We start from the raw sequence: 21,713 nt of genomic DNA on the forward strand, positions 1-21,713 counted from the left end.
GTCACCCCATCAACCCCCTGATGGAATTATGCCATGTCCAAGCGCGACGTTGTTTTCCCACCAGCACGCCATGCTCTTTACGAGCGCCACCGCTATTCGCCGGCGATTCGCTCCAACGGCTTTCTGTTTGTCTCGGGACAAGTCGGCAGCCGGGAGGACGGTTCACCCGAGGCAGATCTGCGTGATCAGGTGCGCACGGCTTTTAATAACCTCAATGCAATTCTCGCTGAGGCTGGTTGCAGCTTCGATGATGCAGTGGATGTCACGGTGTTCATGGTCGATCCGCAGTCGACGTTCGAAACGATCTGGAGTGTGGTGCCGGAGTTCTGGGGCGAAGCACCGTTCCCGACTGTCACCGCTGTCGGCGTGACCTGGCTGGCGGGTTTCGATTTTGAAATCAAGGTGATTGCGAAACTGCCCGAAGCGGTCTGACCGGTACAGCACATAAACAGACACAACGCGCCGGCACGGAGGCTGGCCAATCTCCTCGCGAATGCGTATAACCTCGCCGTTTCGTCTACCCTGACGTGGCGCGCCGTTAACTACCGGTGGCCCTTCGAATGTTGACGCTTACGAAACGGAGAATTCTATGTTCAAGCGTACCCTCGCCCTCACCGCCGGTCTGGCGCTGTCCTTTTCTGCCCTGATGACGCAAGCCGCTGATGTGTTGCGCGTCAGCGCGATTCCCGACGAAGCCCCGACCGAGCTGCTGCGCAAGTTCGAACCGCTGGGTGCCTATCTTGAGCAGCAACTGGGCATGAAGGTGCAGTTCGTACCCGTTGCCGATTACCCGGCGGTGGTTGAAGCCCTGGCCACCGATCGCCTCGACATGGCCTGGCTCGGCGGTTTCACTTTTGTCCAGGCACGTTTGAAGACTGACGCGACCACCCCGGTAATCCCGTTGGTGCAGCGCGAACAGGATGCGCAGTTCACCAGCAAGTTCATCACCGCCGACCCGAACGTGAAAAGCCTCGCTGATCTGAAGGGCAAGACCTTCGCTTTCGGTTCCGTCTCTTCCACGTCCGGCAGCCTGATGCCGCGTTACTTCATGCTCAAGAATGACGGCATCAAGCCAGAAGCCTATTTCAGTCGCGTCGCCTACTCCGGCGCTCACGACGCCACTGTCGCCTGGGTCCAGGCCGGCAAGGTCGATGCCGGTGTGTTGAACGCCAGCGTCTGGCAGAAGCTGGTCGATGCCGGCAAGGTCGACACCAACAAGGTCAAGGTCTTCGCCACCACGCCAACCTACTTCGATTACAACTGGACCGTGCGCGGTACCCTCGACCCGGCGCTTGCGGCGAAGATCAAAAAGGCCTTCCTCGACCTCGATCCGGCCAAGCCTGAGCAGAAGAAAATCCTCGACCTGCAAGCCGCCAGCCGCTTTATCGACACCCAGCCCGACAACTACAAGGGCATCGAGGAAGCCGCCCGCGCCGCCGAACTGCTGAAATGACCCTACGCCTTCACCAAGGCAGCCTGCGTCATGCCAACGGCGTCGAAGCCCTTCGCGGTATCGACGTGCAGATTGGCGTCGGCGAACAGGTCGCGATCATCGGCCCGTCCGGTGCCGGCAAGTCGAGTTTGCTCAACCTGCTGGCAACCGCGCTGAAGCCCAGCGGCGGAGAGATCGAGGTGCTTGGCGAACGCGCCTGGCACGTGTCGTCCCGGCAACGCCAGCGCCTGCGGGCGCGCATCGGCCTGGTGCATCAGGCGCCGCCGATTCCGCCGCGTCAACGGGTCATCACCGCGGTGCTGGCCGGCAAGCTCGGTCAGTGGAGCCTGGGCAAAAGTCTGTTGAATCTGCTACATCCGCTGGATGTGGCCGGTGCGCGCGCCGCACTGGCGCAACTGGACCTGGGCGACAAATTATTCGCCCATTGCCAGCAATTGTCTGGCGGGCAATTGCAGCGCGTCGGTATTGCCCGGGTGTTGTATCAGGCGCCGGAAATTCTGCTGGCCGACGAGCCGGTCTCGGCGATGGACCCGGTGCTGGCCGGGCATACGCTGTCGATCCTGGCGCGCCATGCCCGCGAGCATAACGTGACGCTGGTGGCGAATCTGCACGCGGTGGAACTGGCGCTGGCGCACTTCCCACGGATCATCGGTTTGCGCGACGGGCAGGTCCTTTTCGACTGCCCTTCCGATCAGGTCAGCCGCGACAAGCTCGATGCGCTGTACGCCAACGAACAACTGCAATCGCCAACCGCTGCGGTGGCGCCGTTGATTGTGCAGATCCCGCGATGCTGAAAACGGATACACGCGACCCTGCGGCGTGGCCGCGATTACTGCTCACCGTCCTGGCGATTGCCCTGCTGTGGCCGGGCATTCTCCTCAGTGAACTCGATCTGGGTGTGCTGTTTCAAGCCGACAGCCAAAGCGAGATGGGCCGTTTCGTCTCGGCGTTCTGGCCGCCTGCGCACGATGAAGCGTTCCTGCAATTGCTGCTCAAAGCCACCCTGCAAACCTTGGCGATTGCCACGGCGGGCATGGCGCTGGCCTTGCTGCTGGCAGTGCCGGCAAGCCTGATCGCCAGCCGCGCGTTGTCACTTTCTGCCGCCTCACGCGGCGGCGTGCCGAGCCTGCCCGGGCGTTTGCTGCGCTGGCCGGTGCGCGGCTTGCTGATCTTCCTGCGCAGCGTGCCGGAAATCGTCTGGGCGCTGTTATTCGTGCGAGCGGTTGGCCTCGGCCCGGCAGCGGGTGTGTTGGCCATCGCCATCACTTACAGCGGCATGCTCGGCAAGGTTTACGCGGAGATTTTCGAATCCACCGACCAGCGCCCGGCGCACGCCTTGCTGCAGGCCGGCAGCGGTCGGCTGGCGGCGTTCGCCTACGGCACGCTGCCCAATGTTGCCGCAGAGCTGCTGTCGTACACGGTCTATCGCTGGGAATGTGCAATCCGCGCGTCGGTGGTGATGGGCTTTGTCGGGGCCGGCGGTCTGGGCCAGCAAATCGACTTATCGATCCGCATGTTCGCCGGCGGTGAAGTCGCCAGCATGTTGCTGACGTTTTTGCTGCTGGTGCTGTGCGCCGATCAGCTCAGCCGTCTGTTGCGCTGGAGACTGACATGAGCCGCCTGATCAATATACTGCTGATCCTCGGCATTGCCGTCGCCGTGGTCGCCTCCTTCGCTTATCTGGAGCTGGATCTCGGCGAGCTGGGCAGCGCCAACAGCCTCAAGCAGATGGGTGCTTATGTGCAGCGTTTTCTCAGCCCCGACTTAAGCGCTGGTTACCTGAAAGCCGTCGCTCACGGTTCGCTGGAAACCCTGGCCATGTCCGCCCTTGGCACCCTGCTCGCGGCGCTGTTTGGTATCGTTCTGGCGCTGCCCGCCGCCGGGCGTTTCGGCTGGCCACTGCAAAGCGCGGCGCGCCTGCTGCTCAACGGCTTGCGGGCGATTCCGGAGCTCGTCTGGGCGGCGCTGATGGTGCTGGCTGCTGGGCTGGGACCGAACGCCGGCACCCTGGCCCTCGCCCTGCACACCACCGGCGTACTCGGTCGGTTGTTTGCCGAAGCGCTGGAAAACACCCCGCCGCAACCGGCCGAAGCGATCCGTTTGCAGGGCGGTAATCCGATTCTCGCGTTCTGCTACGGCACGCTGCCCAACCTCGCCCCGCAACTGCTCGCCTACTGCCTGTATCGCTGGGAAAACAACATCCGCATGGCCAGCGTGCTGGGTTTTGTCGGCGCCGGCGGCCTGGGGCAGATGCTCTATGTCAGCCTGAGCCTGTTCCAGGAAGCACAGGCCAGTACGGTGATTCTGGCGATGCTGTTACTGGTGTTTCTGGTCGACTGGTTGAGTGCCTGGAGCCGCCAGCGTTGGGTGAAAGCGTAGGCCGAGTGGATATCTGGCAAAAGCTGATTATGCTTGAGGAAACCTTGCAGCCCTGCGAGGCGGTCAGACTGTGCAAGCTTCACGCGACAGCAATGGCGGCAGATGCCAACGGGCCAGAGTGCGACAGGCAGTAACGGGGGACTCCGGCCTACAACAATAAGCACGACGGAGAACACCCATGGCCACAATCGACACAGCATCCACCGGCACGCCACCGCGCAGCGGCGGCATCACCAAGGAGGAACGCAAAGTCATTTTTGCCTCCTCGCTGGGCACGGTTTTCGAGTGGTACGACTTTTACCTGTACGGCTCTCTGGCGGCGATCATCGCCAAGCACTTCTTCGCCGGCGTCAACGAAACCACCGCGTTCATTTTCGCCCTGCTGGCCTTTGCTGCCGGCTTCGCGGTACGGCCGTTCGGTGCCATCGTGTTCGGCCGCCTGGGCGACATGATCGGACGCAAGCACACCTTCCTGATCACGATCGTCATCATGGGCGTGTCCACCGCCATCGTCGGTCTGCTCCCCGGCTACGCGACCATTGGCGTGGCGGCACCGGTCATCCTGATTACCCTGCGTCTGCTCCAAGGCCTGGCCTTGGGTGGCGAATACGGCGGCGCCGCGACCTACGTGGCCGAACACGCGCCGCGTAACAGGCGCGGTTTCTTTACCTCGTGGATTCAAACCACCGCCACCCTCGGTCTGTTCATGTCGCTGCTGGTGATCCTCGCCTGCCGCACGGCGCTGGGCACCGAAGCTTTCGAAGCCTGGGGCTGGCGGATTCCGTTTCTGCTGTCGATCATTCTGCTGGCCGTGTCGGTGTACATCCGCCTGCAACTGAGCGAGTCGCCGGTGTTCCAGAAAATGAAGGACGAAGGCAAGGCCTCGAAGGCGCCGCTGACCGAATCCTTCGCCCGTTGGGACAACCTCAAAGTGGTGATCATGTCGCTGCTCGGCGGCACCGCCGGGCAAGCGGTGGTCTGGTACACCGGACAGTTTTACGCGTTGTTTTTCCTGTTGCAGACGCTGAAGATCGACCCACAGACCGCCAACCTGCTCATCGCCGGTTCGTTGCTGATCGGCACGCCGTTTTTCGTGATTTTCGGCAGCCTGTCTGATCGCATCGGACGCAAGCCGATCATCATGGTCGGCTGCCTGCTGGCGGCACTGACGTACTTCCCGATCTTTACTGCGCTGACCCAATTCGGCAACCCTGACGTGTTCGTCGCGCAAGAGAAAAACCCGGTCAAGGTCATCGCCAACCCGGACCAGTGCTCGTTCCAGTTCGACCCGGTCGGCAAGGCGCGATTCACCAGTTCCTGCGACGTCGCCAAGACCCTGCTGGCGAAGCGGGCGATTCCTTACGAGAACGTCACGGCCGAGCCGGGGACTGTGGCGCAGGTGCGCATCGGTGACAAAGTCATCGAGAGTTTTGAAGGCAGCGCATTGCCGGCCGCCGACTTCAAGGCCCGCAACGACACCTTCACCGCCAGCCTGGGCAGCGCGCTGAAAGAAGCCGGCTATCCGGAAAAAGCCGATCCGGCAAAAGCCAACTACCCGATGCTGCTGCTTCTGCTGACAATCCTGGTGATCTACGTGACCATGGTTTATGGCCCGATTGCCGCGTGGCTGGTCGAGTTGTTCCCGACACGTATCCGCTACACCTCGATGTCGCTGCCCTACCACATCGGTAATGGCTGGTTCGGCGGCTTCCTGCCGACCGTCGCGTTCGCCATGGTCGCGGCCACCGGCGATATCTATTACGGGCTGTGGTACCCGATCGTGATCGCCGTGGCGACCGCGATCCTCGGCACGTTCTTTTTGCCGGAAACCAAAGATCGCGACATTCTCAAAGACTGAAAAAGTCGCCGCTGTGCCCTCTCCTTCGGGAGAGGGCCGTAGCGCTGAAAAATTTCGAACGTCTGCCGCCGCGCTGTCTCCAATATTTACACCCACAGGAGGCCAGCGACATGAATCCCAATGACGACAAAACCCCCAACGCCCCGCCCACCGATGCCAGCGGCAAACCGGTGAACGTGGTCGAGCGCGATCTTCAGGACCGCGACGGCAGCACCGAGGGCGTGGACAAGACCATTACGCCTTCTTCCAACCGGGTCAAAGAGCAGGAAGCGGAAGAGTTGCAGCGCAAGGTCGACGAGATCGAGCGCAAGGTGGCGGACGGCAATTGAAGGCGGCGTAGCTGTGGCCGTTGCTTTGAGCGGCGGCTGTCAGCTCGATGACCAAAAGCTCATTTCCTACAGAATCGAACTACACCCCTGATCGACTTCACGCCCATCACAAACGAAGCGTCTGACAGATATGAATGGTCTGTTCAGGGATGATGTGTTCCTCGTCCTGCCAGTGACGACAACGAGCCCACATCCCCCTTAGACTGCTGCACATTGATCATGGGGGTCATTATGAGCGCTGAACTTTCACTTATCGTTTCAGACTTCGAAACCGAAGAAGAGGCTGCGGATTATGACCTTTGGTTTCGTGCTGAGGTACAGGAAGCACTTGATGATCCGCACCCGGGCATTCCCCATACCGAAGCCATGGTGATGCTCGACCAGATGATTGAAGAAAACCGCAGGAAACGCCGCGCTGCGGGTTAAATGGAGCTACAAGGCTATTCGTCAACTGGCTGACATCATTGATTACATCGACCAGCACAACTCCATTGCTTCGGTTTCCTTGCAACGCAAAGCCCTTGCCGCAGCGCAAAAACTTTCTTCCATACCTCATGGCTACCGATCCGGTCGGGTGCCTGGCACTCGCGAAATGGTGGTTCATCCGAACTATCTGCTGATTTATCGGGTGAATGGGGAGATCGACATACTCAGGGTGCTTCACGCTCGACAAAAATATCCTCGAACCCCTTCAACCTGAAAAAGGCGGCCAACCGGCCGCCCCATGACGACTTGGGTTGGCGCTGAGTCATGCGTTGGAGGCTTATATCAGCCCAATGAAAAGTGATAATTTCCTACAGAATCGAACTACACCCCTGATCGACTTCACGCCCATCACAAGCGAAGCGTCTGACAGATATGAACGGTCTGTTCAGGGATGATGTGTTCCTCGTCCTGCCAGTGACGACAACGAGCCCACATCCCCCTTAGACTGCTGCACATTGATCATGGAGGTCATTATGAGCGCTGAACTTTCACTTATCGTTTCAGACTTCGAAACCGAAGAAGAGGCTGCGAGCTACGACCTTTGGTATCGCGCCAAGGTACAAGCCGCACTTGATGATCCACGGCCGCCTGTTCCCCACGATGAGGCAATGGTGCTGGTCGATCAGATGCTCGAAGAGAGACGCAAGAATCGACGCGCTGCCGGTTAACTGGAGTAAACCGGCTCTTGGAGATCTGGCTGACATCATCGAATACGTTGAACAACGCAACACTGTCGCTTCAGTTGCACTGCAGCAAAAGCTCAGCGCCGCAGCGCAAAGGCTTTCGTGGGTACCGCATGGTTTTCGCTCCGGTCGAATACCGGGCACTCGCGAAATGATCATTAACTCGAATTATTTACTGGTCTATCGGGTGACAGACCACATCAACATTCTGACCGTGTTGCACGCCCGAAAAAAATATCCATAAACACTCTAAAAAAAGGCGGCCAACCGGCCGCCCAAACGTACTGCACGAGAGTCCTTTACAACGTCAGCTGCCCACGCTCCTCCTCGGTCAGCTGCTGTTTCGCCTGTTCATCCAGCGCCCCGGCGCCCAGTACCTGCACCGGGCTGTCCGGGTTGTAGCCCGTCGCCGGCGTGCGACTGGCGCCATCGCGCGACGGCGACAGTTGCTCGTTGCCGAAGCTAAGCACCTGCACGGTAAACACCGAAGCCTGATTCTGCCGCGCCGCCGCTTGTTGCTGACGAGCGACGTCTTCTGCCGCTTGGGTGGCCGAGGAAGCCGCCGAGCTGGCCGAGGTGATTGCGCCGGTATTCACCGCCGACACCACCGGCACGCCGGTCGCCTTGCCCTGCACCGAGATGTTCGCGGCGTTGACCACCGTCAGCGCGGCGATGTTGACGTTGCCTGACACGCGAATCCCCGCCTCGCCCGCATCAATGGTGCCCAGTGGCGCGATCAGGTCGATGTTGCCCGGTGCCACTTCGGCGATCGGGTTGAGCGTGGCGATCCCCGCGCCGGTACTCGGCACCGATGGCGACAGCGTGACGTTGCCCCACGTGTCATAGACGCGTTTCGGCGGGGTGTAGACCACGGTGGTTTTCGAGCCGCGACCGGCGTTGATGTCGCCCTCGGCGGACCAGCCGAGAATAGAGCCGCCGAAGGTGGTCATGATCCGGCTCTGGCCGAGCAGGATGCTGCCCTGCGAGTACAGCTGAATGTCGCCCGAGCCCTGAGTGATGATCCCCGCCGTGGACGGCGGCGCCGCGCCTTCGATGCCGAACACCTGACCACCGCCCGGCGTGAGCATCTGGATGTCGCCGCCAAACAGCGTCTTGACCCCGGCGCCGCCGTACATCGTGATATCGCCGTCGTAGCGGATCGGATTGCCCGCGACATCCGTGGTCGGGAACAGCGCCGCAATGGCGTTGCGACCGCGCAGATAACTGCCTGTGCGCGGGCCGTTGGCATCGGTGTATTCCAGGCCACCGGCACGCAATTCGGCGAAATACACCTGGCGAGCGAAGATGGCTTGTTCAGTGCTCGGCAGTGTGGCGTAGAAGGCTTGCGCCTGTTCATCGCTGCCCTTGAAGCCATAACCGAGGCTCAGCCAACTGTGCAATTCTTCGACGTAGGTCTTCACCACTTTGCCCGGCTGCGCGCTGAGGGCCACCGCTGAGTCCGCTACGTTTTGCGGGTTCAGATAACGCGCAATGAAGCGCGAATAGTCCGCCCCTTGCGCGCCGACACCGGCCTGCAACACCACACTCGCGCCAGGGCGGCGGTCGCCTGCCAACACCGGCCCGATGCTGGTGATACTGGCACGGTCTTCCATCAGAATGTTGCGTCCTGCACTGACGTCAAGTACGCCTGGGCCGCCGATATCGAAGCTGCTGTAAAGAATGTCGCGCCCCGCCGAAACCCGCGACACATCGTTTGGCCGGTTATGAATGAACAGGTTGCCGCTGGAAACGATGTCTTCGTCGCTACGCCCCATCCCGTCAGTGGGTGCTTTGGTTGGCTGGCCCAGATAGGTGCCGGATGCGACGATATCGCGGCCGGCGAGCATCCAGACCGGGCCGGCCGCTTCGTACCAGGTGCGCTGTGGTACGCCGAATCGGCTGAATGTCAGCGTTTCGCCGCTGCGCCCCCCCACCAGGTCCCCGGTCAACGCATAGAACCGAGCCGGTCCCCGCACACCAGCAAGCCCCGAATAACTGTTGGCCCCGAACACAAACAACGGGTACAACGCATTGGTTTTCGTCGCGACGCCGTCCGGGCTGTTATTGGTCATGACCGGCCGGCTCGCATTGTTGTTGTCATAGCCGTTAAAGGATGGCGCAAACACTGTAGTGATTGCCGAAGGACTGGCGCCCGATTGATTGATCGCGTAACCACCGGCATAGATCGAGTCGCCTGCCAGCATTTCCAGCTGACCCGAACCGGACGGCGCCAGCAACAACGAGTAGCCCAACGCAGGTGGGGCATTGCCGGGACTGTAGGCCGCAGAAGGACCGGCATAGATGGAGCCCTGGGCCGCCACCGCACGCAGGATCGACGGATATACAAAGCGTCCGTCGGTGGGTGAAACGTTATAGCTGGCATTGGTCAGCAGATCGCTTTCGGCCAACTGCGTGCTCGGCGTCAGGTTGCCCCCCGCCGAGAACAGATCGATCGCGGTGTGCTCGGTCCACAGCGAGAAGCCAGTCAAACCGCCGCCCGCATGGGCCACGCCATTGCCGTCGGTAAATGCCGTGGAGTTTTGCAGGCGCACACGCCCCGGATCCGCGGCGCCGCCCAGCACCAGATCGCCTCGCGTACTCAGGCGCATGCCCGAGTCACCGGGAATCAACACCAGCCCGCCGGTGGCGCTGCTGAGGGTTGAGCTGAACGGGTCGTAGGCGCGGACTTCGCTCGGATCCTGATCCTGTGCAAACGCGCCATATTGCAAATTGACGCCGCCCAACGCACTCGCGCTGACCTGCGCAGCCCCCCGCAGGTTGATCACCGCACCTTGCAGATCGTGGCGCGGCGCTTGCGTTCCGGTTTCCCGCGCCCGCGCCAGTAGCGATGGGTTGAGCGAACCGCCCAAACGCATATCGATGTCGCCGCCACCGGTCAATTGCAGGCTGCCATCGCTCCCCACTCGTCCGGTGCTGCCCACCGCAACGATCAGCCCCTGCCCCCTTGGATAAAGATTGGAGCGACCATCGCCGACCGGATCAAGCATGCCGCCGTCGGCACCCGCGCGCAGGCTGATGTTGCCGCCGCCGAGGGTACCGAACCCGGTGAAACCGACAAGATAAGGCGCCGTACCAGTCTCGCCTGATAACGGCTGCGTTGCGTAGCTGCCGAAGTTGATCCACCAGGCGGTCGGTATCTCGTCGTTGCCCGTGCCCTGACGCCACAACCAATTGCCCACGGCCACGCTGGCTACTTGCTCGCGGGTTTCGACTTTGTTGCTCACCGTACGTTGCCCGACGACATCGCCCGACACCGACCCGCCGGCCCCGATCGTCAGATTGCCGCCCAGTTGCGGGTACCACGCTTGATAGAGGCTGTCACTGCCGCCATCAACCCATTTCTCGTTGTCACTGCCAGCGCTGCCAAGCACTGAACCGTTGTCCGACAGGCGACCACGTGGCTGGTTGTAACCCGCCTCGACATCGCCTGACTGCGTACCCGCCGTGTAAACACCAAAGGGGGATTCCATACTCAGGTTGCCAGCCGCCAGCACATCGAGGTCACCGGTGCCGGTGCGCAGTACGCTGAACATCTGCGTATGCGTCGACACCGTGGTACCGCCGACATTGGGCAGGCACCAATTGGGATCTATGTCGCACCAGAACAAATCGCCTTCGGAAACCGGGGTGCCAGTCGGCATGCCCAACACGTTGCCATCCGCCCAGAGGAACTTGGCAGGCGCGATGCAGACGCCGGGGATCATATCGCACCAGAACATTTCGTCTTCCTTGACCACCTCCCCGGCGGGGAACCCCAACGCATTGTCGACCGCCCAGGTGGTGTCGAGCGCTTTCGTGGTGACGAGCATGCCGTAATGCGTATCCGCCAGGCGCAAGTGACCTTCGCTGGTCAGCGGTTTCACGGTGCGGCTGTCGGCAGCGTCAAGATCTGCCCCGGCAACCACGCGCATCGACCACGACGTGCTGCCCGACGGCAGCATGCTCGCCAAGGCCCAGTTGCGTCCCTGTTGCGTGCCGTTCAACGGACGTAAATCGATGTACGCCGTGCCGTCGGCCAGCACGACGTCAGTCATCGATGGAATCAGCGAGCCGCGCAACAATGCCAGTTCGGTGCTTAATGTCACCCCGACGATCTGGTTATCGGCAAACGTGCCCGGCAACGGCACGCCTTTGGGCCACAGCATCGCCTGCATGTCTGTGGCGGCGTTCAACCGGGTTCCGGCCCCGAGACGGCTGCCGGCCGGCAAGGTCACGGTGTCGTTGAGCACGGTGCCGGCGGCGTATAACAGGTTGCCAGCGGCATCCTGCACCGCACCCGCCAACACCGTGCCGGCGGTCATTGTGTAAGGCCCGGCGAGAATGCCTTGGGTTGGCAGCAGCGTGCCGCTGGCCAGCGTCGCGCCCTGTATCGGCAAGTCGTAATTGAGGGTCGTGCCGACCGGAAACAAAGTGCCTGGTGCCAGCGTCACCCCGGCGCCCGGAACGATCAAGTCGCCACCGAAGGGCTGAATGCCCGGAACCAGTTTCCACCCGGCGTCGTCCACGGTTTCCGGTGGCGGTGCGAAGCCATCGTTGATGCTGCCGTAAATATCCAGATTGCCACCCGCGCGGATCAGCAGGCTGCCGGATTCTCCCGAACCATAAACAGCGGTTTTTGGCGTGTGTGGATTGAGGCTGGCATAGCGATAACCGGACAAATCCAGATCGCCTTGGACCACCAGATCGCCGTCGACGGTTTTGCTGGCGATCTCTACGCCAGGGCGCACATGGAAAGCGTCGGCGTAGATGGCATTGTTCAGCCCGGCCAGTTTGCCCTGAAGCAATTGGCTGTTGCCCAGCGCGGCATCGATGAATGCAGTGCTGTCGCCATGAATACGGTCAAGATAAGCCTGATCGATCACCTGATACGGGCGGCCGCTGACTGCCGCATCGGTGCCGTCGGCAGCATCGGTGTAGCGCCGCATGGCATTCAGACCGATGGAACGCGCGCCCTGAATATTCAGCACGCTACCGGCATCGATGGCAATGTCGCCTGCGCCGATACGCGGGGCATTGAGCTCCAGCGTACCGAGCGGCAAACCGTCGTTCTGACCGGCCGCGCTGCCCACCGGAGCGTCGGTGCCGTGGCGCAAATCGATCCGTGCGCCGGCAGCCAACGTCAGCGGGCCATCACCGGAATCGAGCTCGACCATGGCGCGGTTGGGGGCATCGATGATCTTGCCGTAGCTGTCGACCCGCAGCACGCGACCATGGGCATCGAGCACGGCATTGCCGGTCAGCGTCAGACCGTTATTGGCGGCCAGACGAATGCTGCCGACCCGCTCGCCACTGGCGTCGATCAGCCCGGTCACAGTCAAGCTGCCGTTGTCCACGGAAACGTTGACCTCACCGGCCTTCAAACCCTCGCCAATCACCAGGCTGCCCTGCTTGAGCTGGAAGCTGCGGCTGCCGAACACCTGGCCGGCGTTCAGGCGCTGGTTCAACGCAGCGAAGTCCTGGCTCAAATTGTCGCCCAGTCGTTGTGCGCGAATGTCCACACCACCGGCCTTGTACGGCACCAGCGTGCCACCGGCATCGTAATAACCGCTGCTGGCGCCACGGATCTCGCCTTGCAAATCGACCACACCCGCGTCCGCTGCCAGCGCCACCGCACTGAGATGGCCGGCCTGATTGTTGTGCGCCGACAGGTCGATACGCGAACCGGCGGCCTGGCGGATATTGCCATCGCTGCTGTACAGCGCCACATCGCCGCCCCAGCTGTATTTGCTGATGTCATTGAATGGCAAGGTGCGCCCGGCCAGGTCCAGCTGTGCCGCGGCGGTCAGGGTCAGATCGTTTTGCGCCTTGACCACCAGTTTGCCGCTAGCCAGCGCAATGCGACCGTCGAGCACCACATTGCGCCCGTCAAGCGTCAACTCCGCACCCAAGGCATTGGCCACCGCAGCATTCGCACCGCCACTCACCGTCAGGTTGCCCCCCGCCTTGAGCAGATTGACTGACGCCGCTTCACCGGTGAGCAACGGCGTGCGCAGATTGAGGTCGCCGCCGCTGTAGGCATAACCCGTCAGAGGATCGTAAGCCCCCTGCGTCTGGTACACCGCGAGGCTGCCCATGTGGTTGGCGGTGATGCGCTCGCTGGCGGTGAGATTGACGGTGGCAAAGCCCAACGCCAACCGGTTGTTCTGATCCAGGCCGTTGGGCTGCGGATTCGGGCCATAACCGAACTCGATGCGTTGCGCCTGAATGTCCAGCGTGCCGCTTCCCGTTCCCGCCCCGCCGCTGGCCACCGCACCCGGCGCCTGGGTCGCACCGCTCCAGATCAGATTGGCGGTGCGAATGGTCGCCACGTCTCCGGCCTGGCCCATGCCATAAATGGCAGGCGTAGAGAGAGCCAGATTCTGCAAGCGACTGACGCCGGTCTGTGGATCGAGCGTATCGAGGCTGACATTACCGTAGAAATTGAACGCATCGCGGGTGGTCAGGCTCAGGGTTTCCAACGCCGGCGCACCGAACTGCGTGTCGCCGCGCAACAGACGGTCCAGAACGTTCTGGTTCAGGTTCAAACCACTCGGAACGTTCCCCGCCGCCGCGATCGCTTCAGCGCTACCGGCGTTAATCGCACCGACCGCCAGAGCAAGGTGACGGGTACCAAATCGTACGGCCTCGTTGAGTTCGAACCGGTTATCGGTGGCGGCGCTGATGCTGCCATTGGAATACAGCACAGACGGCTGGGTGCACGGCTGTGCTGCGCACGTGCCGATGCGGATACTGCCGGCCCCATCAACACTGTTCCCGACGGTCGGCGCAAGGACATTGGTCCAGCCGTTGGACACGACCAGCAGGCTGGCGGCGCCCGGCTGATAAATGAAACCGTCGTTCGAGTCGAAAGGTGCTTTGCCCAGGCCAAGCGTGTTGATACCCGCCCCCGCTTCGACGGTGATACCGCCGCTGGTGGTGGTCGTGCGTATCAGCACCTCGGGCGCAGACAACACCGCGCCGTTACGCAAAGCAATGTCGGACGCATTACCGTCAAACCGTATGAAGTTACCCGCCGTGCCGTACTCGACTGTCGGCGTCGCGCCGAGGCTCAGGCGACCGGCACCGAGGCGATTGAGGCTGTCGGCGTACACCGAAACGCCGCCAAAGCCTGGGGTGTGGGACTTTCCTTGACCGAGCACTTCCAGTTGCGTGGCTGACACGGTCGCCGTGCCGGCAACGCCGCCTGCACCGGGCGCAAACATGGCCTTGCCCTGGAAATTCATGCCGATGTCGTATTGATCGTCGGCAGTCAGTTTGAATATCAGCGACTTCGCATCCATCGGCGCCAAGGCCCGTGGCACACCCCGACGGGCTGCATCGCTCTGAACGAACTGGGTGAAGCTGGTTTCGTTGTACTGCGAGTAGCGGCGCAGAACCTCGGCCGAGGTCAAGATCACCTGGCTCGGCAGACTGTCGCGCAAACCGCTGTTGGCAATCGACATCACCCCCGCACTGGACCAGGACCCGTTGCGCATTTTCAGCGCACCGGTGGTCATGCCTGGAGTTGCCTGGCCATTGACCTCGACCCGGAACGCGCCAGGCAGCAAGGCAAAGGTTGAAGGCAGCAAGGTGTAGGTTCCGGCGGCCAGGCCAGGAACACCGGCGCCGACGGTGATTTGTTGGCCAAGACGCGGATCGCTCGCACCCGCCTCGGCAAGTGCCGGAGCAAAAGCACTTTGGTTGCCCGGCACAATGGCGTACACCGGGTTGCTGCCAAGCCCCGGAAAGCTGAACGTGCCATCGGCAGCGTTACGCACCAGCGGATTGAACCGGGCGTCGGTGGAACCGCCGCGCCCGGAGATGAAACCTGCGCCTCGCAGATCACCGCCGCCCGACAAATCAATCAACGCATCGTTTTGTACATCGACGTACTGCCCGGTGAGGATCACGCCATCCAGAGCGCCGGCGATGCCGTGCAACGCCACGGATTTGCCGTTGTAGCGATAGTCGATGCCGTCGGTGGTGCCGCCATAGGGCATGACCAGACCCGCGCCGCTGACCGAGGTGACACTCCCTGGCAACAGATGCAGCTCACGGGTTTTGCCCAGCGAGTTCTCCCCCAACTGGATCAACCCCAACGGGGCGCGAATGACGCCGCCCTGCTCGATATTCCCGGCCACCAGCAACAGGCTGCCGAACGCGGAATACGGCAAGGCCTGCGGTGCTTCGCCATGGCCGCTGATGCGCAATGTGCGGGCATCCTCGGCGATCGGGACAGGGCCCTGATAACCGGCCCGGACATCGGCCGACACCCCGGTAGCGGGATAAATCTGCGCCGCGCGCAAATTGAGGTCACCGGCTGTCCACAAGCGCGAGCTGCGTTCGTTGTCGTTCGGTGCGAGAAACCGCATGTCGCCACGACTCTCGAGAGTGACCTGATCGAAACCTCGACGGACGACGGCAAGGGCCGGCGCACCGAGCTGCGCAAGCGTGCCTTCGGCGCCGAACGACAAGGTGTTGCTCAGATCGAGCAAATCAGCGGTGGCGGTGAATCGAGCGTTCGATACCTGTGTGGTCGGGGTGGCCAGCACCCGTGGGCGCATGCTGATATCCGACGACAAGTAAAAACCCAGCCCCGACAAACGCATGTTCGACGCGGCCAGATTGACCCGTGTCGTATCGCGGGCGGTCTGCGCCAGCGAGATCGAGCCGGCGTACACATTCAGGCTTTGATTCATGCGCAGATCGACATCATCGGCGAACGTCAGCAAGCCGTTACTCATCAGGCTCAGGTGATCGAAGCCAGCCGACATCAAGCGCTCCGCACTCAACCGGGTCTGACCGTAACGCAGCTGCGCAGCACCTTCACCGGCTTGCAGATCGGCCGGCAGCAACGATCCATCCGCGCGTTGGCTGATGATCATTTCACGCGGCGCACGCACTTCGTTGCTCGCCAGATTCATCTGGTAGAGCGGCGCGTCCTGGACAATCTCCAGACGCCCACCCGAGGCACCGATGCCGCCCGCAGCAGCCTTCAATTGGCCGTCGAGAAACACCCCGTTGTACGAGCTCAAGGCAATGCGCCCGCCATCGGTGGCGACGTCGGTCATTCCGAGCCCGGCGAGGTCCAGGACTGCGTGCGTGCCGGAGGCATCCAGCCGCGCGCCGTCGCGCACGATCACGTAGGCGTCGGCCGACGTCGCGGTGAGTTTCTTCGAATCGATCTCGCCACCGAGAATAATGCTGCCGCCCTTGCCGACCTGACCGTACACCCGACCCAACGCATCCACGGCGGTATAAGCGCGACCGGCAACATCCAGCACCGCGTCTTCGCCGATCCAGATCGACCGGTTGTGGGCCTGCGGGTCGGCGTTCTGCAGCCTGGTCGCGACGTCCAGCGAGCCAAACTGTTGCTGACGAATATCGAGGGTGCCGCCCCAGGCCTGCAATTGCCCGTCGACCGTGATCTGTCCGGCACCGCGCAGATTAATGCGCTGCCCTGGGTCGACGCTGATCCGTGCACCGTGGCCGATCGACAGCGGACTGCTCGCCGGGTCAATCAGCGCCAGATCGCTGGAACCGGCCTGGAGCGCCAGACTGGCGCCGCCACGCTGGGTCAGAACGCCTTTGGCCGGGTTCTCCTGAAACAGCGGCGGGGTCCACGATTCCAGGGCCGCACGCGGATCGACGCCGCTGGCCTGGTTCGGCGCCACATCGCGGAAACGATAAACCGGCATCACCACATCGACCTGAGCGCCCTCAGCGACTTCCAGCCCATTCAGGCCGGTGACGCTATAACGGGCAAAACCTGTGCTGAACAGACTCGGGGCCAGATGCAGCGCGTTGTCGGCGAGTGCCACGCCGGATCCACCGATCACAACCTTGCCGGACTGAATCGTCAGACTGCCGCCCCCGGTCACACCGTAGCCACGCACGTCGCCATCAAGGATCACCTGTGACGGCGTCGCGCTTGTCAGCGGCGTAGACTCCAGGGTGACGTCGCCACCCTTGCCGCCGCGCGTCTTGCCATTGGCCAACAGCGCACCGCCGGACGACACGTCAAGCAGACTGCCACTGCCCAGGCTGACCTTGCCGGTACTGCGCAGCGACACTACACCGCCGTTGAGGTAGGCCAGACTGTTGACGTCGTCCGGGTCGGTGCCCAGATTGCTCCACAGACCGCGAGCATCGAGTTGCGCATCCCTGGCCACCGTGACCCCGACAGGCGTCCCGGCTGGCGTGGTCAATCCGGGGTTACCCGTCAAAACATCACCCAGATTCAGGCTGCCACCGCGCGCCGTGAGGTTCGCATTGACCTGCACTTGCGGCCCGAACAGGGTGATGTCGCCACCCGCATCAACTGTCACGGCCTGATCGATGACGATGGTTTTCGCGGCAGAAACCTTCAACGCGCCGAGTTGAAAGCCGTTGAGCAGGTCGCTGTCGAGAAACAGTTTACCGAGCCGTTCCTGCGCCACGGCATCCGCCAGGCCGGGCGTTGTGACCGCCGCAGGGTTTGCGCCGATCTGCACTTGGTTCAATAGCGCATCGAGCTGGTATTGCAGGCCACCGGCAGTCGCCGACCAGGCCGGATCGTATTGCCCCACGATCAACTGGGCCCGGCGCGCCCGCGCCGTCTGACTCTGCTCATAACCATCAAGCACCGCGCGGGGGGCTTGGGTCTGGCGGTCGCCCTGGAACACGTCGCCGAGAATCTGCCCATCGACCATCGCGTTACGGGTACCAATCACCAATTGACCTGCGTCGCGGCCGACGGTGTAGCCCGACTCTTGGCGCGATGTCGGTGCAATCAGCGGATTATAGAAAATCTGCGTCTGGCCCCAACGCTCGCTGCTGTCTTCATAGCCTTTGTACAACCCGGTATAGAGCAGATCCCCCGGCGCCCGCGAGACTTCGTACAAACGTCCATCAGCCCCTCGTAACCAGCTCTGACGGATCTCGCCGCTCTGCACATCAAGGGTGCCACCCGACAAATTGATCAGCGAACCTTTCTCGGTGACCACGTCATTCCCGGAAAAATTCACGCTGCCGCCCTGCGCCATCCACTCGCCGATCGTGTGCCCCTGAGTGCCCAGATAACCGCCGACTTCGAGCAAACCGCCAGCGGTGTACCAGCGGTCGGTGGCATAGCCGTTGGTGCCGGCCGGCACGTACACCAGTTCGCGGACATCGACCCAGATATCGTTACTGTTGAGCGCGCCGCCTTCGCGATTGACCGGTGCATCGCGCTGCTCGTTGCCCTGCACGTTGATCTTGATGTTGTTGGCTTCCATCGCCACTTTCACCCCGACAGCGCCAGCCACATCGATCAACGCGCCATCGCGGACCAGGCTGCGACGCCCCGCCGATACCGCCACCTGGCCACCGGTGGCGAGGGTGATCGAACCGTTTTGAAATTCGACGCTGCCGCCACTGCCGATCTCGATGCGCGACTGATCACCCCGGATTCGGTTGTTGGCACTGACAGCCTGTAGCGATGCGTCACGCTGACTGTCGAGCGCGGTGAGGTCGCTGCTGTCGAGCATGATCGCGGTGACGCTGCCCTGAGCGAGCGTGACGCTGCCGTCGCTGTCGCTCGCCGGGTTGAGCAAGTGCACAGTGCCGCGCGTGGCCACCGAGGTGCTCGACAGCAATACACCGTTTTGCAGCACTTCATGGCCAGTCAGGGTGATGTCGCCAGTGGCGGCCTGGATCAGGCCGTTGTTGCTGACCTTGCCGGCCACGGCGCCGGCTTTGAAGCCCGGTGTAACTTCGTTGCCGAAGGTCGTGGATACGGCGTTGCCATCGGTACCTGAACCCTTGCGAATGTAAAAGCGATCGCCCGCACCGAGTAGCGCCTGGCCTTTGGGGGTGCTGATGTTGCCATCGTTCTGCACCTCGTTGCCCAACAGCAAGGCGTAGCCACCCGCGTCCGTCGATGCCTTGGGTGAACGGGTCTGGATACTGGCGCCACGTTCCACCAGCACCTTGCCGGCCGCGTCAGTGAAGGTCGGCTGGGTGGCGCTGCTGTCGAAGTACAGGCCCCGGTCGCGGAACTGGATATCGGTGATGTTGGCCGCGGCGGCCACCAGATTGCGCACATTCACCTGGCTGCTGCCGCTGAACACGATGCCGTTGCGGTTGATCAGCATCACCGTGCCGTCGCCTTTGATCTGGCCCTGGATCTGACTGGCGCGCGCGTTCGGATCGTTGACCCGGTTGAGTACCGCCCAGTTGGACTGCTGAGCGAATTCGACCGTGGTGTTGCGGCCGACGTTGAAGGTTTCCCAGTTGAGAATTGCCTTGTCGGCGGTCTGCTCGATCTTCACCGTGGTCTTGCCATCAGCCTGAGTCTGCTGCGGCCCCTTGGCGTTCAGCCAACCCTGGGTGAGGCTGTTGTCGACCTTCAACCCGCCCTCACCCACGCCATCCGGCACGGTTTGCACACTGCCCAACGCCACCGCGCGTCCGGCCGCCTGAGCCGCCTGTTGCGCGGCGATCGCCACCACGGTGTTGTTGAGCGTCTGCAGTGAACGCTGCAACTGCTGGTTGGCTTTCTGCTGCTGCGCCAGCGGCGGCGTCATCCCCGGCAGCCCTCCCATACTCGGCCGCGCTGCCGCCGCTTGTTGTGCGGCGCCCTTGGCGGCGAACCAGTTGGAACTGAACGCCGTTTGCGCCTGCGCACTGCCCGCCACCAGACAGAGCGCCACCGCGTGCGCCAGCGGCTTGAGCAGCCACAAGGCCGGTTCGGCGGCCTCACGCTTGAGAATCTGGGCACGGGTACTGCGACGGGATGGGCGAGCGAGCATCACTACGAGATCCTTTTTGATTGCCACATAAAGCTGCAGGCCGGCAAAAACCTGCTGTCAGGACATAGGCCGTTGGCGAGGGGCGAGACCGAACGGATGTCACACAAACTTCATGATTGAGGAGTAGATCGGCCAGAACCGGCGATAAAGACCGGGTCAGAGACCGCACACGGTTTGCCGGTATCAACCAAGGCCAGCCAAAAAAAAGCAGCAGCCCGAAGGCTGCTGCAGTCATTGCGAGTGAAGCAGGGTTTACAGAGGACGACCCACAGCGTTGCAGACGCTGGCGTTGTTGATGTTCAGGTTGTTGCCCGTGGTGTTGGTGATGAAGTTGGCGGTCACAGCGTTTTTCCAGTTGGTCGGAACCGGAATGAAACCGTGAGCAGCGGTGGCTACGGCGTTGCCCGGAGTGCTGTAGTGCTGGGTCAGGAACGCTTTGACATCAGCGGCCACGGCTGCATCCTTGTAGCACTGGCCGAAGATGAAGTTGGTGTAAGCCGCCATGGCGTAACCGCTGGATGGATTGGCAACCACAGGGGACCACTGCGCCGGGTTGGCCGCGTTGGTTGGCAACGGAGCCGAAGCCAGAGCAGTGTTGACGTTGGCGCTGGTTGGCTGAACGCCGTTGATGCGGGCAACCACAGCGTTGCTCGCAGCGTTGACACCGTCTGGACCGACGTAACCGATCGAGCCGTCAACCGCGTTCACGGCCGTAGCAACGTCAGCAGTGTTGGCCACCCCTACCCAGTTCGACGGCAGGGCCGAACCTGCTGGCAGACGAGCGTTGGTGAAGGTGGTGTTAACGGCGAATTTGGTCGGGCAGACCGAGTTCAGGTGACGGCTGAGGATTTCGGTGGTGCCGCTCGAAGTCGAGCGATAAACCACGCGAATGGCGGTGGTATCAGCGGTACCCAACAACTGGCCCCAGGTGGTCTTGGCGCCCGACAACGCGTCGCACAACTGAGCGCTGGTGAGGTTGAGGGTGGTGTTGCCGGCTTTTTTGTACGGAATGGCAACCGAAGTGGCCACCGATGGCAGCTGGATCAACGGGCCGTACGAACCGCCGAAGTTGGTGTTGTAGGTGCTGAGTTCCGTAGCGCTGAGGATCGAGTCGCTGGCGGCGAAGTGCACAGTACCGGTGGTGCTGAACTGGGCAGCGTTGTTGGTCAGGAACGCGCTTTTGCCGATGCCGCTACCGGTCACGGCGTAGCTGAAGTTGGCAGGCAGGATGCTGTTGGCAGAACCTTTGTACAGTGCGGCAGGCAGGGAAGCACCACCACCGGTTACGGCCATGGCCTGGGCGGAAGCCAGAGCGGCGACGGTCAGTGAGGCGGCGATCAGAGTGCGCTTGAACATGAAGAATCTCCTTTTCAACGAGGTTTGGAACACAGGTTTCGGAAGGCTTGCATGACACTGGGAGGGTCCACCGAAGTGGAGCCGCAGGGAGAAATTCGCAGCTTCCGGTGACAGATAAAGGAAAAAACCTCGGGAGCTGAGGAGGGATTTTTGTGCGGATTTCTCGGGTGTTTACGGTGATCGGCAGGCGCTCTGAGTCAAGCATTTCGATCAATCGGGCTGGAGCCGGTGAAGGGTGGTTGCAGATGACAGAATGGAGAACCCGAGGATGGCCGGATCGGGACTCGGGTGGTGCTGAGGCTGGTGAAAAATATTTGAGTTTTGTGTTGTCCGCACTGGCGCCTTCGCGAGCAGGCTCACTCCTACAGGGGAATGCATTTCAAATTGTAGGAGTGAGCC

Annotated in this window: 14 protein-coding genes; 11 read left to right on the top strand and 3 right to left on the bottom strand. The window is 62.1% G+C overall.

The genetic code is table 11. The annotated features are described in order from the left end of the window. Positions 1-33 precede the first annotated feature (33 nt). The 11 genes from HU743_RS19645 to HU743_RS19695 all read left to right on the top strand — a co-directional run bounded on the left by HU743_RS19645 (position 34) and on the right by HU743_RS19695 (position 7,432). Entirely contained in the window at positions 34-432 is a 399-nt protein-coding gene (locus tag HU743_RS19645; RefSeq protein WP_186650672.1) for a RidA family protein, read from the top strand. 157 nt (positions 433-589) lie between these two features. Next, positions 590-1,453, top strand: a complete 864-nt coding sequence (locus tag HU743_RS19650; RefSeq protein WP_186650674.1) for a putative selenate ABC transporter substrate-binding protein — start codon at positions 590-592, stop codon at positions 1,451-1,453. Beyond that, positions 1,450-2,247, top strand: coding sequence for an ATP-binding cassette domain-containing protein (locus tag HU743_RS19655; RefSeq protein WP_186650676.1), 798 nt, complete (start codon positions 1,450-1,452; stop codon positions 2,245-2,247). The genes HU743_RS19650 and HU743_RS19655 overlap by 4 nt, the downstream gene beginning before the upstream one ends. Next, positions 2,241-3,068 (top strand): ABC transporter permease, encoded by an 828-nt coding sequence (locus HU743_RS19660; RefSeq protein ID WP_186551342.1) that lies wholly within the window; start codon positions 2,241-2,243, stop codon positions 3,066-3,068. Before HU743_RS19655 ends, HU743_RS19660 begins: the two co-directional genes overlap by 7 nt. After that, the gene (gene phnE, locus HU743_RS19665) at positions 3,065-3,832 is read left to right on the top strand and encodes a phosphonate ABC transporter, permease protein PhnE (protein WP_186650678.1); all 768 of its coding nucleotides are present in this window, start codon (positions 3,065-3,067) and stop codon (positions 3,830-3,832) included. Before HU743_RS19660 ends, phnE begins: the two co-directional genes overlap by 4 nt. Before the next feature lie 178 nt (positions 3,833-4,010). Beyond that, positions 4,011-5,690: an MFS transporter gene (locus HU743_RS19670; protein ID WP_186620070.1), complete on the top strand. Its 1,680-nt coding sequence runs from the start codon at positions 4,011-4,013 to the stop codon at positions 5,688-5,690. A 110-nt stretch (positions 5,691-5,800) separates the two neighbouring features. Then, complete coding sequence (locus HU743_RS19675; RefSeq protein WP_186650680.1) at positions 5,801-6,019, top strand: hypothetical protein; 219 nt, start codon at positions 5,801-5,803, stop codon at positions 6,017-6,019. A gap of 231 nt (positions 6,020-6,250) precedes the next feature. Beyond that, entirely contained in the window at positions 6,251-6,445 is a 195-nt protein-coding gene (locus tag HU743_RS19680) for a stability determinant (RefSeq protein ID WP_186650682.1), read from the top strand. Next, complete coding sequence (locus HU743_RS19685) at positions 6,408-6,719, top strand: type II toxin-antitoxin system RelE/ParE family toxin (protein WP_238351763.1); 312 nt, start codon at positions 6,408-6,410, stop codon at positions 6,717-6,719. Before HU743_RS19680 ends, HU743_RS19685 begins: the two co-directional genes overlap by 38 nt. A 259-nt stretch (positions 6,720-6,978) precedes the next feature. Further along, positions 6,979-7,173 carry a stability determinant gene (locus HU743_RS19690; protein ID WP_186650684.1) on the top strand — a complete coding sequence of 65 codons (195 nt, stop codon included), beginning with the start codon at positions 6,979-6,981 and terminating at the stop codon, positions 7,171-7,173. Continuing rightward, positions 7,106-7,432 carry a type II toxin-antitoxin system RelE/ParE family toxin gene (locus HU743_RS19695; RefSeq protein ID WP_186650686.1) on the top strand — a complete coding sequence of 109 codons (327 nt, stop codon included), beginning with the start codon at positions 7,106-7,108 and terminating at the stop codon, positions 7,430-7,432. The genes HU743_RS19690 and HU743_RS19695 overlap by 68 nt, the downstream gene beginning before the upstream one ends. 55 nt (positions 7,433-7,487) lie before the next feature. Here HU743_RS19695 and HU743_RS19700 read toward each other — a convergent pair whose 3' ends face one another. The 3 genes from HU743_RS19700 to HU743_RS27235 form a co-directional block, all read right to left on the bottom strand. Further along, complete coding sequence (locus tag HU743_RS19700) at positions 7,488-19,958, bottom strand: filamentous haemagglutinin family protein (protein ID WP_186650688.1); 12,471 nt, start codon at positions 19,956-19,958, stop codon at positions 7,488-7,490. Between the two features lie 252 nt (positions 19,959-20,210). After that, positions 20,211-21,314, bottom strand: coding sequence for a substrate-binding domain-containing protein (locus tag HU743_RS19705; RefSeq protein ID WP_186650690.1), 1,104 nt, complete (start codon positions 21,312-21,314; stop codon positions 20,211-20,213). Positions 21,315-21,524: 210 nt separating this feature from the next. Continuing rightward, the coding region (locus HU743_RS27235; protein WP_238351764.1) for a hypothetical protein at positions 21,525-21,713 on the bottom strand (189 nt) is incomplete at its 5' end.

The organism is Pseudomonas sp. SWRI99, assembly GCF_014270125.1.
GTDB lineage: Bacteria > Pseudomonadota > Gammaproteobacteria > Pseudomonadales > Pseudomonadaceae > Aquipseudomonas > Aquipseudomonas hamedanensis.